This is a genomic window from Vibrio sp. 10N.222.49.A3 (genome assembly GCF_041475145.1).
Taxonomy (GTDB): Bacteria; Pseudomonadota; Gammaproteobacteria; order Enterobacterales; family Vibrionaceae; genus Vibrio; species Vibrio tasmaniensis_A.
On record NZ_JBFRVM010000075.1, the window covers coordinates 1 to 16,266 of the forward strand.

Sequence of the window (16,266 nt, forward strand, 5' to 3'; positions counted from 1 at the left end):
CTGATCGGCATTAGCGCCTTGGTGGGCGCTCTTTTCGTTGGTTTATAGGGCTCTTAACCTAATTGGTATCTAGTTGCCTAATTAGTCGCTAGTAACTGGCCGTATCGCTCAAGGTTATTCAGTCGAATCTCTGAGTTGGCAATAAAGGTTGCTTTTGCTTTACCGGTTAACGACTTAGATTGCGGTAATTTCACGGTTCGCGCATTTTTATGTACGCCATTGACCAAGAATTCATAGTGTAAGTGCGGGCCAGTCACACGGCCTGTACCGCCCAAAGTACCAATGGTTTGGCCTTGTTTTACGCGCTGACCTGTTTTCACCATACGTCGCTTCATATGCAAGTATTTAGTGATATAGGTGTTGCTGTGGCGAATGAACACGTAGTTACCATTGAATTGGTTGTAACCCGATTTCTGAACAATACCGTCACCGGCTGCCCAGATAGGTGTGCCAACAGGGGCTGCGTAGTCGGTGCCTCGGTGAGCTCGAACCTTACCGGTTACTGGGTGTTTTCTACGAGGGTTAAAGTTCGATGTTACACGGCGAAAATCAATCGGTGAGCGCAAGAAGGCTTTCTTCATGGCACGACCATTTTCATCGAAGTAGTTGCCGCTTCTATCATCTAATACCGCGGTAAATGAATCACCTTGGTTTTTGAATACTGCCGCCATGATCTTGCCGCGACCAATCACTTCGCCTTCAACGACTTTCTCTTGGTACAAAATCTTAAAGCTGTCGTTGTTGCGAATATCCAACGCAAAGTCGATATCCCAACCGAAGATGCCCGCCAGTTCCATAATTTGGTTTGCAGTTAGGCCTGCATTGACGCCGGCGTTCCAGAAGTTAGACGTGATGTTGGCTTCGGCATAGTTGTATTGGTAGGCCACTTCCTTTTTGTCGAAGCTAGAGGAGAATGAATCGCCAGACTTAGTGATCTTGAAGCTTTCAAACGCACTAAGTTGTCGCTTCAACTGAATAAGGTCGTTGTTTTCATCAAAGCCGAATTGTAATACGTCGCCAGGTCTTAGATTGGACAGCTGCTTCTTAATATCATTATTGGTATTGAGTAGAGTGATCAGTAAACGGTATGAAAGGCCAATACGTTCAAATAAAACAGAGGTGCTTTCGCCAGAGCGAACGGTGTATTTCTCCCATTTGAGTACTGTCGTCGGTGGTGCGTCACTTGAGCTAACAAGTGCTGATGCACTGATCGTCAGTGGGTAGTGTTTTCCAACGACTAAAGCTCCCGTATCGTCACGTAAGCTGTTGACGTCGGGGAGTAAGAAAATAGCGATAAAAATTACGGCACTAAAAAATGCGATAAATGCCCGGTGCAAAATGGGAAGGCGTGCAAAAATAGACAACATGTTCCGGTTCGTTCTGTAAATATTATGAAAATAGACGACGGAATAGTGTAACTGGTTTCAAAATACATCGCTATTCAAGTAAGATGTCTAATTATTATATTTTTGCCAAATCTGTGGGAGTGAACAAGAATGGCGAGTATTGAAGCTGCACTAGCCGAGATCAAACGTGGCGTAGAAGAACTGATTCCAGAAGACGAACTGATTGCGAAACTAAAAGAAGGTCGTCCTTTACGCATTAAACTGGGTGCCGATCCAACCGCTCCAGATATCCACCTAGGCCATACGGTTATCTTTAACAAGCTTCGTGCTTTCCAAGAGCTTGGTCATGAAGTGACGTTCCTTATCGGTGATTTCACAGCAATGGTTGGTGATCCATCAGGTAAGAACTCAACACGTCCACCGCTAAGCCGTGAAGACGTATTGAAGAATGCTGAAACTTACAAAGAGCAAGTATTCAAGATTCTAGATCCTGCGAAAACGCAAATTCGTTTCAACTCTGAGTGGTTATCTGAGCTTGGTGCAGAAGGCATGATTCGTCTTGCTTCTAACCAAACTGTTGCTCGTATGCTTGAGCGTGATGACTTTAAAAAGCGTTACGCTGGTGGTCAACCGATCGCAATCCACGAATTCATGTACCCACTTCTTCAAGGTCACGACTCTGTTGCACTAGAGAGCGATGTTGAGCTTGGCGGTACTGACCAGAAGTTTAACCTTCTTATGGGTCGTGAGCTGCAAAAAGCAGCAGGTCAAAAACCACAAGCGGTACTGATGATGCCACTACTTGTTGGTCTAGACGGCGTTAAGAAGATGTCTAAGTCTGCGCACAACTACATCGGTATCAGCGAAGCACCAAGCGAGATGTTTGGTAAGATCATGTCTATCTCTGACGATCTAATGTGGAGCTACTACGAGCTACTGTCTTTCCGTCCTCTTGAAGAAGTTGCGGAACTGAAAGCTGGCGTTGAGGCGGGCAAAAACCCTCGTGACGTGAAAGTACTTCTTGCTAAAGAGATCATTGCTCGTTTCCACAGCGAAGCAGATGCTGAAGCGGCTGAGCAAGAGTTCGTTAACCGTTTTGCTAAGAACCAAGTTCCTGATGAAATGCCTGAATTTGAATTCGAAGCCGGCCTACCGATTGCGAACGTTCTAAAAGAAGCGGGTCTTGTAAACTCGACTTCTGATGCGATGCGTATGATCAAGCAAGGCGCTGCTAAGCTTGAAGGCGAGAAGATTGAAGACAGCAAGTTTGTACCTGAAGCAGGTACTGCAGTTTACCAAGTAGGTAAGCGTAAGTTTGCTCGTATTACTATTAAGTAATAACACACATCAATAATTGAACAAAAGGCATCCACGGATGCCTTTTTTATTGACACAAAGTTGACGAAGTTTTTGAACGTGCATTGCTACACTATGCGCGCTGTCATATTGACAGTAATTCTGGAGATTTTTATGAACAATACCGACCATCCTCCTAGTTTGAATGGAGAAGAATAACCCGTCTCGGTATTGATCTATTGTCCTGCCGTTCGGGTAGGGTATCTTTGTTTTTCCCCCTCATTCTTTTCCACACACTAGATTCTAACAAGTAGACACATCAGTGCTTTAAGCTCTTGGTGCGCTTAGTTGTATATTCTTGATGTATATAGCTATACGCTCCTGGTGTACACCGCTTTATACTCTCGCGGTACTCTCTATAGGCTACTTGTTTTGATGGTCGTTACCTTTGCCAATCGGGAGATTCGCCATGACGGTAATGAACAACACTTTTTTATCTATTGAAGCTCTGTACTCAGAGCAAGACATCCAAGCTGTATCGAATGCCTTTCAACAGTATGGGCGTGAGCAACAAATTAACCTTTTAAACCGAATGCCACTTGAAGATGCGGTGTTAGTGCTTGGGCAATGCTCTCTTAGTACGATTCAGACTTTACTTAGTGAGCTAGAAGAGCAGGGCTTTGAGAAGCGCTCTCGACATCTAGCTCACCAACTAGGGCTGATCTACTCAGAGGTTGAACCTCAACAAGGTTACCTTTCAACTGGAGTGCTTAGCCATGTTAGGCAGCGTATCGGTTGGATTATTGCCTTAGCACTGCTAGGCATTGTCTCTGGGCTTATCATTGCTCAGTATGAAGACATTCTTAGCCAGCTAGTACTTCTAGCGATCTATATGCCGGTAATCGCTGCCGCGGGTGGCAACACAGGAACACAAGCTGCGACTTTGGTCATTAGAGCCTTAGCCACAGGGGAATTAAAGAAACGCCAGTGGGCCAACGTTCTATGGAAAGAGCTTAGAGTCGCAATTTGCTTAGCTCTTGCGATCGCCTTAGTGATGATTGGCCGAATCTTATTATTCAGTGACAACCAGTCAACGGGTGGTTACGACATTAATATGATTGCTTACGCGATTGCTGTTGCTCTGTTTATTCAAGTGACCATATCAACTGTACTCGGCGGCGGGTTACCGATAGTCGCTCGATTCTTCAAACTTGATCCTGCTGTGTTAGTGAGCTCTGTACTGGCTTCGATAGTGGATATCTCTGGAATGTGGATCTACTTCACTGTGGTTAATTCATTCTTAGGGATCGCTTAGCATTTATAAAAATAGCTAAAAGCACCTTATGAGACAAAAATGGCGCTGAAGATTCAAGATCTTCAGCGCCATTTTTATTGCTTAAGTAGAAGCTTAAACAGAGTTGAACATTACTTAGGTTTGCTCTGTGTTTGACTGAATTCAACTACATCTGTGTAGAAAGCTCGTTCAAACTGGGTGATGGGTGCTTCTACTGGTTTTTCTGGATCTGGTGTGTCAGGAAAGTAATCACGGACAAACTGTACAAATAGAGAGTTTGGTTTTCCCGCTTTATCTAAACCAAAGCCTGCCATGTTGTAGCTCCCATACAAAGAACCACTTTTGGCAATAATGTTGCCTTGGATTGGTGCTTTTCGCATGCTTTGACGGTATTTGAGCGTGCCATCAGTGCCAGATGTAGGCATAGCCTCAATCAGGTTGAGCTGTTTATCGTTCTCCCAGATATAACGAAGCACCTGAGCCATGGTTTGCGAGGTCATGCGATTATTTCTGGATAGCCCTGAACCATCGACCAACTGTGTTTTGCTTAGGTCAATATTGGCTTTGGTCAGTAATATCTGCTTTATCGCTTCAGTGCCGTTATTAAAACTGCCCGGTTGAACATAAAATGTCGCACCCAGCGTTTTAGTTAGATTGTCAGCGATCAGGTTGTCTGATTTCTTGAGCATGATATTGAGCAGTTCGGGAAGTTTCTCTGAGCTGTGACTTGCGATTAACGTGCTTTTGCCTGATTTATCTTTTTTACCAACGACCACATTGCCTTTTACTTCAATTCTCAGTTCTTTAAGAATCGATGTAACGACTTGATAGGTGTAAAGCTCTGGATTTTGAATCGCGAACTTGAGCGGCAGTGGTTTCTTACGCTCAACTAAGCAACCAGAGAGCTTGTAAGTGTTGTCTGGTGTCGTTATGAGCTCCAAGTCGCATTGTGTTGCCTTCTGCCCAGAGCGCGTTACCGTGGCGGCAGTAGTTGTCACGTCTATTGGGTAATGAGCTGGGATATATACGCGTGTTGTACCGTTATCTTTTGTATAAATAGAGGCTTGTGCGCAGTTACTGTCTAAGGTCATTGCACTAGAGGGAGCGCTGTAACAAACGCCTAAAATGTCCCAAGGCCAACCAACCGCTCGTTGATAGCCAGTAAAACCTGAGTTATCGAGGTATAAGTTGCCCTTGATTGTTTTAGATTGCGACTTAGCATATTGATATAAAAGGTTTTTTAGATGCTCTCTTTGTAGTGTTGGGTCACCACTGAATGCGATCACGACATCTTTATTAGAACGCGCAATGCTGGTCGTGTAGTTAAAATTATCTCCTAACTCCAATTTGGCTGCCAAAGCGGTGACTAGCTTTAACGTACTGGCGGGTGGGTAAAAGCCATCGCTATTGGTGTTCAACTCACTCGAATCATCACTCAATGACTTCAGTATCAAGCTTGTGCTACTGCCATCGGGCAGTTTATCTAGAGGGAGGTATTCGAAAGCACTAATTGAATAACTACACAGTGACAAACCACATAGGAGTAAACTGGATAGAAGGCGCATAGAAGATTTTCTTGGATGACTGATGTTTTCAGTATACAGATATAAAAAACGCCCGCTATAGAGCGGGCGTTTTGATTCTCAATTAACTAATTAATCAATTAGATAATCAGAATTAGAAGTCGTAACGTAGACCTAGAGCTAGCTCGTCTTCAGCTTGTGCTGAAGTTGCAGGTAGGTTAGTACCTTCTGTACCGAACTGGTCACCCGCTGAGATTAGGTTGAAGTTGTACGATACGTAGCCACGGAAGTTAGGCTTGAAGTAGTACGTCGCGTCGATTGCGATATTGTCTGCAGACGTTTCGCCATTAGTTTCAGCGTTGTTGTATGTAGATGAGAATACTGTTTGACCTAGAGTGTAAGCCGCTGCTACTTCGTAACCAGTGTAATCACCGTCGTTCTTAGCAACTTGACCATCTGTGAATACACCAGCGAAGTATAGGTCGCCCATAGTGTAAGAACCCGAAAGCATGTATTCGTCTTGAGCTTCATCACCAGAGTATTGGCTTGCGTAACCAGCACCTAGTTTAACGCCTGTTTCACCGATTGCGTAGATACCAGATAGAGAGTAACCATCAGCGCTGTTGTCACTGTATGATGCTACTTTAGCATTCGCGTTACCATTAGCTTCACTAATAACTTTACCTGATGCATCTAGTTCAGTACGGTCAGCAAAACGGTAGCTTGCTTTAACGCTTAGGTCTTGGAATTGACCTTTGTAAGAAAGCATGTTGTCAGCACGGTCAGCAGCATTGATTTTCATTGCTGCAGAGTTACCGTGGTAAGCCATGATATCGGTAAAGTCAGTGATTACGCCTAGAGCGCCGTCGTTTTTACCGTAAGTTACTTCACCGAATGTACCGCCAAGTCCAGCGTAAGCGTAACGGTTAGTTAGGCTGTCGCTGTTTTTGTCAGTGCCTTCGCCGTTTTCAGCAGTTGTGAATTCGCCTTCGTAGAAACCAACACCGTATAGGCCATCTTGGATTTCAACTTGACCTAGAAAGTTAAGACGGATTCGAGAATTGTCTTGAGCGTTACCATCTTTCATAGATAGACGAGCTTCCGCACGGCCACCCATTTCTAGAGAAGTACCGTCTTGGTTGTATAGTTCTGAAGCGTTAGCACCAGTAGCAAGAGCTGCAGCAGATACAGCAAGCGCGATCATAGTCTTGTTCATGTTATTAATTCCTAATTACTGTCCATAAAGGTATTTATCAAGGATTTGAATCCTTTTTGTGTATTGCTCGTATTAATCAAGCTTCATAATCATGCTTAGAACAAAAGCGTGAAACTTGCCAGAACAATCCGTGGGGTACTTTTTAACCCTAAAGTTCCACCATCAGGTAGTAAAATGATATCAATAAAAATTATGCACACTGTTTTATTGAGTTTATTGCTATCTAAGTCGTTGATTTTGTGTGGTTTTTATAAAAGTGTGATCTGTGTTTATTTGGTTTATTTTTGTTTTTTTTAGATATTTCATCGCCAACTTATTGATGGTGAGGTTATTATTCATTTTTGTGATGTCTGTAATTTAGACCTAGATAAAGCTTTTATAACGCAAAGTGGAATAAAGGTGATTTAGCCATAAAGTTTGTTTACACTAAGCCAAATCGTTTTGTTTCTATCACCCAATAAGTATGTTGGGTGGATTTATGTTGGCCAAAGAAAGCTTTGGCATAGAGGTAAAAAATGGAAAAGGTTCCAATGACAGTACGTGGCGCTCAGCAGCTACGTGACGAATTAGATCGCCTACTTAAGCTACGTCCTATTATTTCAGCAGCTATTGGTGAAGCTCGTGAACTCGGTGACTTGAAAGAGAACGCTGAATACCACGCAGCTCGTGAGGAGCAGGGTATCTGTGAAGCTCAAATTCGAGATATTGAATATAAGCTATCACTGGCTCAGATCATCGATGTAACGCAGATGGATAACACAGGTAAGATTATCTTTGGCACGACAGTGACTTTGATTGACGTAGATACGGATGAAGAATTCCGCTACCAAATCGTTTCTGAAGATGAAGCCGATATCAAAACGGGTCGCATTTCTGTGAAATCCCCAATTGCACGTGGTCTTATCGGTAAGATGGAAGGCGATGAAGTACTGATCTCTACCCCAGGTGGTGATAAAGACTTCGAAATCGACAAAGTAGAATACATCTAATTGAATTTTCTTTGTTTTTGATAAGTAAAAAGGTCGCTAATGCGACCTTTTTCGTTTCTCACGCTACACTAAAAGCTAAGCGCAGTGGCTTCCTTTTAATGAAGTTAGCTTATATTAAGCTCGCTTACTTGCGTGGAATCTCGATTTTACGTGCTTCTGACTGACGGAACAGTACTAGAACTTTACCGATAGTCTGTACTTTCTCAGCTTTAGATTCACGTACAATTGCATCGATAATCAGTTGCTTAGTCTCACGGTCTTCTGATGCAACTTTAATCTTGATCAGTTCGTGGTGGTCTAGAGCTAATTCGATTTCCGCTAGAACAGCTTCAGTAAGTCCATTTGCGCCCATTAGCACAACAGGTTTTAAACTGTGAGCTAGGCCCTTTAGATGCTGCTTTTGTTTGGTACTTAGGTTCATTACGCGGCCAATTTTATTTAGTATTAGGGTTGAAAAAACCTATTTTAACGCCATCTAAAGCTGAAGACTATAATTTATTCAGCAATTAGTACTTTCCTCCAATTTAGGTATCCAATGAGCAAACAGAAACACTCGGCCAGTTCAGGCCGTTGGTTGAAGGAACACTTCGACGACAAGTACGCAAATGAAGCCAGGAAAAAAGGCTATCGTTCGCGTGCTTATTTCAAAATGGAAGAGATTCAAACGAAAGATAAATTGCTGACTCCAGGGATGACCATTGTGGATTTGGGTGCAGCGCCTGGCGGTTGGTCTCAATATGCTGCTAAGATTATCGGAGACAACGGTCAAATCATTGCGTGTGACTTGTTACCAATGGATCCGATTGCTGGAGTGAGCTTTTTACAAGGCGATTTCCGCGAAGAAGCTGTGCTAGATGCGTTGCTGGAACGTATACAACCAAACATGGTTGATGTCGTGATGTCTGATATGGCACCTAATATAGCAGGCAACAATTCTGTGGATCAGCCAAGAGCTATGTATTTAGTTGAATTAGCTTTGGATATGTGTCGACAAGTTCTAGCTACCAATGGTAGTTTTGTTGTAAAAGTATTCCAAGGCGAAGGGTTTGACCAATATGTTAAGGACGTCCGTGAGATGTTTAAAACAGTCAAAGTTAGAAAACCCGACTCTTCTCGAGCTCGCTCTCGTGAAGTGTTTATCGTAGCAACTGGTTACAAAGGTTAACGATTCTCTTCCAAGAGTGAGAGTTAACAACATGGCTACAGGTTACAAACTGTAGTACCCTACCTTTAATTACAATTAGTTATCGAGAGGCTTACACCTTGAGTGACATGGCAAAAAATTTAATTCTGTGGCTTGTTATCGCGGTAGTGTTGATGTCGGTATTCCAGAGCTTCGGCCCTGGGGAAAGTAACGGCAGAGCAGTAGATTACACCACGTTTGTACAGGAAGTTGGCCAAGGCCAGATTCAAGACGCACAGTTCAATAACAGCGAAATCACTTTCACACGTCGTGGTGGTGGCTCTAAGTATGTAACTTACATGCCTGTTTATGATCAAAAGCTACTTGATGACTTAATTAATCAAAACGTAAAAGTTCAGGGTACACCACCTGAAGAGCAGAGCCTGCTTGGCACTATCTTCATTTCATGGTTCCCAATGATCTTACTGATTGGTGTGTGGATTTTCTTCATGCGTCAAATGCAAGGCGGCGGCGGCGGTAAAGGCGCAATGTCTTTTGGTAAGAGCAAAGCTCGAATGATGAGTGAAGAACAAATCAAAACGATGTTTGCTGATGTTGCTGGTTGTGACGAAGCAAAAGAAGACGTGAAAGAGCTTGTGGATTACCTTCGTGACCCAAGCCGCTTCCAAAAGCTTGGTGGTAAGATCCCGACAGGTATCCTGTTGGTCGGTCCTCCTGGTACGGGTAAGACATTGCTTGCAAAAGCGATTGCTGGTGAAGCTAAAGTACCGTTCTTTACTATCTCTGGTTCTGACTTCGTTGAAATGTTTGTTGGTGTTGGTGCATCTCGTGTGCGTGACATGTTCGAACAAGCGAAGAAAGCAGCGCCTTGTATCATCTTTATCGATGAAATCGATGCGGTAGGTCGTCAACGTGGCGCTGGTGTTGGTGGTGGTCACGATGAACGTGAGCAAACACTTAACCAAATGCTGGTTGAGATGGATGGTTTCGAAGGTAACGAAGGTATTATTGTTATCGCTGCGACTAACCGTCCAGACGTACTAGACCCTGCATTACTTCGTCCTGGTCGTTTTGACCGTCAAGTTGTGGTTGGTCTACCTGATGTACGTGGTCGTGAACAGATTCTTAAAGTACACATGCGTAAAGTGCCACTATCAGGTGATGTTGAACCATCTCTGATTGCTCGTGGTACTCCAGGTTTCTCTGGTGCAGACCTTGCGAACCTTGTTAACGAAGCGGCTCTATTTGCTGCTCGTGGTAACAAACGCAATGTATCTATGGTTGAGTTTGAACTTGCGAAAGACAAAATCATGATGGGTGCAGAGCGCCGTTCAATGGTGATGTCTGAGGAAGTGAAAGAGTCAACGGCTTACCACGAAGCAGGTCACGCAATCGTTGGTCGTTTGGTACCTGAACACGATCCAGTGTACAAAGTATCAATCATCCCACGTGGTCGTGCGCTTGGTGTAACTATGTACTTACCTGAGCAAGACCGCGTAAGCATGTCTCGCCAGCATCTAGAATCAATGATCTCTAGCTTGTACGGTGGTCGTCTTGCTGAAGAGCTTATCTACGGTAAAGACAAAGTTTCGACTGGTGCGTCTAACGATATCGAGCGTGCAACTGATATTGCTCGTAAGATGGTTACGCAGTGGGGCTTCTCTGAAAAACTAGGTCCTCTTCTTTATGCTGAAGAAGAAGGCGAAGTTTTCCTAGGTCGCGGCATGAGCCAAGCGAAACATGTTTCTGACGATACAACTAGATTAATCGATGAAGAAATTCGTATTCTTATCGACCGTAACTATGCTCGTGCGAAACAGATTCTTGAAGAGAACATGGATATCATGCACTCGATGAAAGATGCGCTAATGAAGTTTGAAACGATTGATGCAGGTCAGATTGATGACTTGATGGAACGCAAAGACGACATTCGTGAGCCTGCTGGTTGGGGTGACCAGGCGAAAGCAGAACCTGCAAAGGAAGAAGCTAAACCTGAAGCTAAATCAGAAGAGAAAGCCGAAGCCGAGCCAAAAGCTGAAGAGTCGACAGTTGAAGAAGCTAAATCTGAATCAGATGACGCTCAAAACAAAGATTCTTAATCGCTAAGCTATTAATTAAAACCCTGAGTACGCTCAGGGTTTTTCTGTTTCTAGGCCAAGATATTTTTTACCTTTAAGACCCACCTTCCATGATATTAAAAGCACACAATAAAACGCTCGTTTTAGACCGCCCACATGTGATGGGTATCCTCAATGTTACGCCTGACTCTTTCTCTGATGGCGGAAAATTCAATTCATTAGATAATGCTTTACTGCAAGCAGAGCGAATGATTCAGGCTGGCGTTAGCATTATTGATATTGGTGGTGAGTCGACTCGTCCGGGTGCTCCAGAGGTGTCCTTAAAGGAGGAGTTAGCTCGAGTTATCCCGGCGATTAAAGCGATTCGCGCCAAGTTTGATGTTTGGATCTCGATTGATACCAGCAAAGCTGAGGTGATGCGCCAAGCTGTTGAAGCAGGGGCGGATTTGATCAATGATGTACGCGCACTGCAAGAGCCCGGAGCTCTAGAAGTGGCCGCAGAGGCTAATGTACCTATTTGCTTGATGCACATGAAAGGTCAGCCAAGAACCATGCAAGCCAATCCAAGCTACGAAGATGTTCTAACAGATGTCGAAGACTTTTTACAAGAAAGGGTCGAAGCTTGTGAGGCGGTCGGTATATCAAAAGAGCAGCTGATTCTTGACCCTGGTTTTGGTTTTGGTAAAACCATCGAACACAATTACCATTTATTAGCGCACCTTGAAAAGTTTCATACGCTTGGTTTGCCTGTCTTAGCGGGGATGTCGAGAAAATCGATGATCTTTAAGCTACTAGACAAAGTCCCAGCTGACTGCATGGTCGCTAGCGTTACTTGCGCAACAATCGCAGCAATGAAAGGTGCACAAATTATTCGCGTTCACGATGTTGAAGATACATTGGAAGCGATGAAGATAATCGAAGTGATGAATAACAATCACTAATCATAATTAAGGAAAATCAATATGTCTGATAAAAGACGTTACTTCGGCACAGATGGTGTACGTGGAAAAGTGGGCCAGTACCCAATCACACCTGATTTTGTTTTGAAGCTTGGCTGGGCTGCTGGTCGTGTTCTTGCAAAGCAGGGCACAAAGAAAGTGATCATTGGTAAAGATACTCGTATTTCTGGCTACATGCTTGAGTCTGCTTTAGAAGCTGGCTTAGCTGCTGCTGGTCTTCAAGCCACGTTTACGGGGCCAATGCCGACACCGGCTGTTGCCTACCTAACACAAACTTTCCGTGCTGAAGCGGGAATTGTTATCTCTGCATCGCACAACCCCTTCTATGACAACGGCATCAAGTTCTTCTCGTCTGAAGGTACTAAATTGTCGGATGAGATTGAACTCGCCATCGAAGCTGAGCTAGACAAAGATATCGAGTGCGTGGAATCTTCCGAATTAGGTAAAGCGGTACGCCTAAATGATGCAGCAGGCCGTTATATTGAATTTTGTAAAAGTACATTCCCACACAAAATGACGCTAGCGGGTATGAAAATTGTGGTGGATTGCGCGCATGGTGCGACTTACCACATTGCGCCTGCTGTATTTAAAGAGCTGGGTGCTGAGGTTGTTGCGATTGGTGTGGAGCCAAATGGAACTAACATCAACCACGAAGTCGGTGCGACTGATGTGCGCGCTCTGCAAGCTAAAGTGCTTGAAGAAAAAGCGGCGTTAGGTCTTGGCTTTGATGGTGATGGTGACCGCATCATCATGGTTGACGAGCTAGGCAATAAAGTTGATGGTGACCAAATTGCTTACATTATTGCTCGCGATGCACTGCGTCGTGGTGAGTTGAAAGGCGGCGTTGTTGGTACGCTAATGACCAACCTTGGGATGGAAAACGGCCTTAAGCAGTTAGGTATTCCGTTTGTACGTGCTGCTGTCGGCGACCGTTACGTTATGGAACAACTTCTAGCTAAAGGCTGGAAGATCGGTGCTGAGAATTCGGGGCACGTTATCCTATTAGATAAAGTGACGACAGGTGATGCTATCGTTGCTGCTCTGCAAGTATTGGCCTCAGTTGTCGATAGTGAAATGACACTGAATGAGCTTTCTCAAGGTATGACGTTATACCCTCAAGTTCTAGAAAATGTTCGTTTCAGTGGTGATTCAAATCCACTAGAAGCAGAGGCTGTGAAAGCGGCTGTTATTGAAGTCGAGACGGAACTCGGTGAGAAAGGTCGTGTGCTATTACGCAAATCGGGTACTGAGCCACTACTTCGCGTAATGGTCGAAGGTGAAGATGCTGAACTTGTTCAGAGTTCTGCACTGAAAATTGCTGATGCAGTAAAAGCGAATTGCTAATAAAACGTTTGCCGTAACAGGCGAAGTCGGTCTCACTTGTGGGGGCCGGGTTTTAGTTATGTGATGATTAAAAAGGGACGCAAATGAGTTTTGTGTCCCTTTTGCCCTTTTTTTGACCACTTGCTTGGTAAAGGCTTATTTTTTAGTAAATTCCCCTTGTCAGTCATCGTCGCATTCGCTAGTATTGCTCGGCCTTCAGTTAGGAGGTCGCTAGCCTTGTTCTTGAAAATAGTTTTTTGAACGGCGCTGGCTCAACAATTAGGAACATAGGTGGAAAAATGTTTACAGTTCTACTTGTGATTTACCTGTTGGCAGCGCTTGGTGTAATTGGCCTAGTGTTGATTCAACAAGGTAAAGGCGCAGATATGGGAGCCTCTTTCGGTGCTGGCGCTTCAAACACTGTGTTTGGTGCTGGTGGCTCAGGAAATTTCCTTACCCGAATGACTGCAATTTTTGCAACTACATTTTTTATCCTTAGCTTAGTGCTTGGTAATATGTCTACACATAAAACTGAGTCACAGTGGATTGACCCGACTCAAGGTCAGGTGATTCAACAAGCTGAAGATGCAGTGAGTGAAGTTCCGGCGCAAGGCGACGAAATTCCACAATAATCTGTAAAGATTTGATGCCGAGATGGTGAAATTGGTAGACACGCTAGCATGAGGTGCTAGTGCCTTAGGGTGTGAGGGTTCGAGTCCCTCTCTCGGCACCATGTTTACAAACTTGTAAAACATCTTGTTGGGCGTATAATGCTCACAAGTCGGACGCGGGATGGAGCAGTTTGGTAGCTCGTCGGGCTCATAACCCGAAGGTCGTCGGTTCAAATCCGGCTCCCGCAACCACATTTCAATGCTATTATATAGCTTGTATTGGTAGCAAGTTTGCACAGTGTGAACCTCACTGTGAGTTAAGTGTGATATCAAATATGATGACACTTAACATATAAGGGTCCAGCAACAAAAACCCCGGCTTATACGGGGTTTTTTGTTATCTAAGCATTTACAAATGCATTTAGATGATAATGTTTGCTTGGAATTTAAATTGGGCTTTGAGCCCTTTTTTTGTTTCTGGAGTGGTTAAATGACTGGTTTAGAAAGACAACTTACTGAAATGCTTGACGCTCCAGTAGCAGCATCAGGTTATGAGTTAGTTGGATTAGAATTTATTCGTGCTGGTGAGCACTCAACGCTACGCATTTACATCGATTCACCAAATGGTATCAATGTAGATGATTGCTCTGAAGTTAGTCACCAAGTAAGTGCCGTAATGGACGTTGAAGATCCAATTTCAGTGGCTTATAACCTTGAAGTGTCTTCACCAGGTTTAGAGAGACCACTGTTCAAAGCTGAGCATTACCAACAATTTATTGGTCACGAGGTAAGCATCGTTTTGAAAATGGCTGTCGGCAACCGTCGTAAATGGAAAGGTGATATCCAATCTATCGAAGGCGAGACAGTGAAAGTATTGGTTGAAGGACAAGAAGAAGAATTCGTCCTGAGCAATATTGCGAAAGCTAACCTGATCCCTAAATTTTAGTTCTCCTAGAGAGAAGAGCTTAAGAGGCTAGATTAATGAACAAAGAAATTTTGGCGGTAGTAGAAGCTGTTTCTAATGAGAAAGCAGTTCCTCGTGAGCGTATTTTTGAAGCGCTTGAAATCGCGCTTGCAACGGCAACAAAAAAGAAAAGCGAACTAGAAATCGAAGTTCGTGTTGAGATTGACCGTAAAACGGGTAATTTCGAAACTTTCCGCCGTTGGGAAGCTGTTGAGGAAGTTGAATTCCCAACAAAAGAAATCTCTATTGAAGCTGCAAAGTACGATGATCCAGAGATCGAACTTGGCGGTTTCATCGAAGATGATATCGAATCAGTAACGTTTGACCGTATTACGACTCAAACAGCTAAGCAAGTTATCGTACAGAAAGTACGTGAAGCTGAACGCGCTCAAATCGTTGAACAGTTTATTGATAACGAAGGCGAGCTAGTCACTGGCGCAGTTAAGAAAGTTAACCGTGACACAGTGATTCTAGATCTAGGTAACAATGCTGAAGCGGTAATCCTTCGTGATGACCAACTTCCTCGTGAAAACTTCCGTCCAGGTGACCGTGTTCGTGGTCTTCTATACGCAGTTAAGCCAGAAGCTCGTGGTTTCCAGCTTTTTGTTACTCGTTCTAAGCCAGAAATGCTAGCTGAACTATTCCGTGTTGAAGTACCTGAGATTGGTGAAGAGCTAATTGAACTTAAAGGTGCTGCACGTGACGCTGGTTCTCGTGCTAAAATCGCCGTTAAAACAAACGACAAACGTATTGACCCTGTTGGTGCGTGTGTTGGTATGCGTGGCGCACGTGTACAAGCTGTATCTAACGACCTTGGCGGTGAGCGTATCGATATCGTGCTTTGGGATGATAACCCGGCGCAATTCGTTATCAATGCAATGGCTCCTGCTGATGTTGCTTCTATCATCGTTGATGAAGATACGCACTCAATGGACATCGCGGTTGAAGCTGACAACCTAGCGCAAGCTATCGGTCGTAGCGGTCAAAATGTACGTCTAGCGTCTCAACTTACTGGTTGGGAACTGAACGTAATGACTGTTGCTGATCTAGAGAAGAAGCACCAAGAAGAAGCAGTTGCTTCTATTGAAAACTTCATGAAGCACCTAGATATCGAAGAAGACTTTGCTCAAATGCTTGTTGAAGAAGGCTTCTCTACGCTTGAAGAAGTAGCCTACGTTCCTGTGAACGAGCTTCTTGAAGTAGATGGTCTAGATGAAGGTATCGTTGAAGAATTGCGTAACCGCGCGAAAGACGCACTGACAACTCTAGCGCTAGCGAAAGAAGAAACTTTCGATGGTGTTGAGCCAGCTGAAGACCTACTTGCACTTGAAGGTCTTGAGCGTGAAATGGCTTACAAGCTAGCAGCAAAAGGCGTTGCGACCTTGGAAGACCTAGCTGACCAAGGCGTTGATGAACTAGAAGGCATCGAAGACCTAACTGCAGAGCGTGCAGGCGAGCTAATTATGGCTGCGCGTAACATCTGTTGGTTCGGCGACGAAGAATAATTCAGCAAGGAGAGAGAG

14 protein-coding genes and 2 tRNA genes are annotated in these 16,266 nt (G+C 44.1%); 12 read left to right on the forward strand and 4 right to left on the reverse strand.

The window, feature by feature from the left end; all coding sequences use genetic code 11:
- Positions 1 to 77: 77 nt before the first annotated feature.
- The gene (locus AB4589_RS13845; protein ID WP_017097310.1) at positions 78 to 1,367 is read right to left on the reverse strand and encodes a peptidoglycan DD-metalloendopeptidase family protein; all 1,290 of its coding nucleotides are present in this window, start codon (positions 1,365 to 1,367) and stop codon (positions 78 to 80) included.
- A gap of 129 nt (positions 1,368 to 1,496) precedes the next feature.
- On the opposite strand from AB4589_RS13845, the gene tyrS reads away from it, so the two are divergent.
- Both tyrS and AB4589_RS13855 read left to right on the forward strand, forming a co-directional pair.
- A complete protein-coding gene (gene tyrS, locus AB4589_RS13850; protein ID WP_004734518.1) occupies positions 1,497 to 2,684 on the forward strand; it encodes a tyrosine--tRNA ligase in 1,188 nt (395 codons plus the stop codon).
- A gap of 427 nt (positions 2,685 to 3,111) precedes the next feature.
- A complete protein-coding gene (locus AB4589_RS13855) occupies positions 3,112 to 3,957 on the forward strand; it encodes a magnesium transporter (protein ID WP_372100829.1) in 846 nt (281 codons plus the stop codon).
- 110 nt (positions 3,958 to 4,067) lie between these two features.
- Here AB4589_RS13855 and dacB read toward each other — a convergent pair whose 3' ends face one another.
- On the reverse strand, positions 4,068 to 5,501 hold the full coding sequence (gene dacB / locus AB4589_RS13860) for a serine-type D-Ala-D-Ala carboxypeptidase (RefSeq protein ID WP_371709521.1): 1,434 nt from the start codon (positions 5,499 to 5,501) through the stop codon (positions 4,068 to 4,070).
- Between the two features lie 112 nt (positions 5,502 to 5,613).
- The gene (locus AB4589_RS13865; RefSeq protein ID WP_017097307.1) at positions 5,614 to 6,675 is read right to left on the reverse strand and encodes a porin; all 1,062 of its coding nucleotides are present in this window, start codon (positions 6,673 to 6,675) and stop codon (positions 5,614 to 5,616) included.
- Positions 6,676 to 7,190: 515 nt separating this feature from the next.
- Between AB4589_RS13865 and greA the strand changes: the two genes are divergently transcribed.
- Entirely contained in the window at positions 7,191 to 7,664 is a 474-nt protein-coding gene (greA, locus tag AB4589_RS13870; protein WP_009847549.1) for a transcription elongation factor GreA, read from the forward strand.
- A gap of 124 nt (positions 7,665 to 7,788) precedes the next feature.
- On the opposite strand, the gene yhbY is transcribed toward greA, so the two are convergent.
- Positions 7,789 to 8,085: a ribosome assembly RNA-binding protein YhbY gene (gene yhbY / locus AB4589_RS13875; RefSeq protein ID WP_004734509.1), complete on the reverse strand. Its 297-nt coding sequence runs from the start codon at positions 8,083 to 8,085 to the stop codon at positions 7,789 to 7,791.
- A gap of 114 nt (positions 8,086 to 8,199) precedes the next feature.
- On the opposite strand from yhbY, the gene rlmE reads away from it, so the two are divergent.
- From rlmE to nusA, 9 genes are all read left to right on the forward strand, one after another.
- Positions 8,200 to 8,829, forward strand: a complete 630-nt coding sequence (rlmE, locus tag AB4589_RS13880) for a 23S rRNA (uridine(2552)-2'-O)-methyltransferase RlmE (RefSeq protein WP_009847548.1) — start codon at positions 8,200 to 8,202, stop codon at positions 8,827 to 8,829.
- Between the two features lie 107 nt (positions 8,830 to 8,936).
- Entirely contained in the window at positions 8,937 to 10,907 is a 1,971-nt protein-coding gene (ftsH, locus tag AB4589_RS13885; RefSeq protein ID WP_029223088.1) for an ATP-dependent zinc metalloprotease FtsH, read from the forward strand.
- Positions 10,908 to 10,996: 89 nt separating this feature from the next.
- Positions 10,997 to 11,827 carry a dihydropteroate synthase gene (gene folP, locus AB4589_RS13890; RefSeq protein WP_017101804.1) on the forward strand — a complete coding sequence of 277 codons (831 nt, stop codon included), beginning with the start codon at positions 10,997 to 10,999 and terminating at the stop codon, positions 11,825 to 11,827.
- Positions 11,828 to 11,848: 21 nt separating this feature from the next.
- Positions 11,849 to 13,189 (forward strand): phosphoglucosamine mutase, encoded by a 1,341-nt coding sequence (glmM, locus tag AB4589_RS13895; protein WP_017101803.1) that lies wholly within the window; start codon positions 11,849 to 11,851, stop codon positions 13,187 to 13,189.
- A gap of 278 nt (positions 13,190 to 13,467) precedes the next feature.
- On the forward strand, positions 13,468 to 13,800 hold the full coding sequence (secG, locus tag AB4589_RS13900; protein ID WP_009847546.1) for a preprotein translocase subunit SecG: 333 nt from the start codon (positions 13,468 to 13,470) through the stop codon (positions 13,798 to 13,800).
- Positions 13,801 to 13,816: 16 nt separating this feature from the next.
- Positions 13,817 to 13,901 (forward strand) — tRNA-Leu (locus AB4589_RS13905).
- 53 nt (positions 13,902 to 13,954) lie between these two features.
- Positions 13,955 to 14,031, forward strand: a tRNA-Met gene (locus AB4589_RS13910).
- Positions 14,032 to 14,269: 238 nt separating this feature from the next.
- Positions 14,270 to 14,725, forward strand: coding sequence for a ribosome maturation factor RimP (gene rimP, locus AB4589_RS13915; RefSeq protein ID WP_004734501.1), 456 nt, complete (start codon positions 14,270 to 14,272; stop codon positions 14,723 to 14,725).
- 35 nt (positions 14,726 to 14,760) lie between these two features.
- Complete coding sequence (nusA, locus tag AB4589_RS13920; RefSeq protein WP_009847542.1) at positions 14,761 to 16,248, forward strand: transcription termination factor NusA; 1,488 nt, start codon at positions 14,761 to 14,763, stop codon at positions 16,246 to 16,248.
- Positions 16,249 to 16,266 lie beyond the last annotated feature (18 nt).

What these genes read in the sequence shown, in the direction of transcription:
- greA (WP_009847549.1), top strand. Translation starts at nt 7,191, where the DNA reads ATGGAAAAGGTTCCAATGACAGTACGTGGCGCTCAGCAGCTACGTGAC.
- ftsH (WP_029223088.1), top strand. Translation starts at nt 8,937, where the DNA reads ATGGCAAAAAATTTAATTCTGTGGCTTGTTATCGCGGTAGTGTTGATG.
- dacB (WP_371709521.1), bottom strand. Translation starts at nt 5,501, where the DNA reads ATGCGCCTTCTATCCAGTTTACTCCTATGTGGTTTGTCACTGTGTAGT.
- yhbY (WP_004734509.1), bottom strand. Translation starts at nt 8,085, where the DNA reads ATGAACCTAAGTACCAAACAAAAGCAGCATCTAAAGGGCCTAGCTCAC.
- glmM (WP_017101803.1), top strand. Translation starts at nt 11,849, where the DNA reads ATGTCTGATAAAAGACGTTACTTCGGCACAGATGGTGTACGTGGAAAA.
- rimP (WP_004734501.1), top strand. Translation starts at nt 14,270, where the DNA reads ATGACTGGTTTAGAAAGACAACTTACTGAAATGCTTGACGCTCCAGTA.
- AB4589_RS13865 (WP_017097307.1), bottom strand. Translation starts at nt 6,675, where the DNA reads ATGAACAAGACTATGATCGCGCTTGCTGTATCTGCTGCAGCTCTTGCT.
- secG (WP_009847546.1), top strand. Translation starts at nt 13,468, where the DNA reads ATGTTTACAGTTCTACTTGTGATTTACCTGTTGGCAGCGCTTGGTGTA.
- tyrS (WP_004734518.1), top strand. Translation starts at nt 1,497, where the DNA reads ATGGCGAGTATTGAAGCTGCACTAGCCGAGATCAAACGTGGCGTAGAA.
- folP (WP_017101804.1), top strand. Translation starts at nt 10,997, where the DNA reads ATGATATTAAAAGCACACAATAAAACGCTCGTTTTAGACCGCCCACAT.
- nusA (WP_009847542.1), top strand. Translation starts at nt 14,761, where the DNA reads ATGAACAAAGAAATTTTGGCGGTAGTAGAAGCTGTTTCTAATGAGAAA.
- AB4589_RS13845 (WP_017097310.1), bottom strand. Translation starts at nt 1,367, where the DNA reads ATGTTGTCTATTTTTGCACGCCTTCCCATTTTGCACCGGGCATTTATC.
- rlmE (WP_009847548.1), top strand. Translation starts at nt 8,200, where the DNA reads ATGAGCAAACAGAAACACTCGGCCAGTTCAGGCCGTTGGTTGAAGGAA.
- AB4589_RS13855 (WP_372100829.1), top strand. Translation starts at nt 3,112, where the DNA reads ATGACGGTAATGAACAACACTTTTTTATCTATTGAAGCTCTGTACTCA.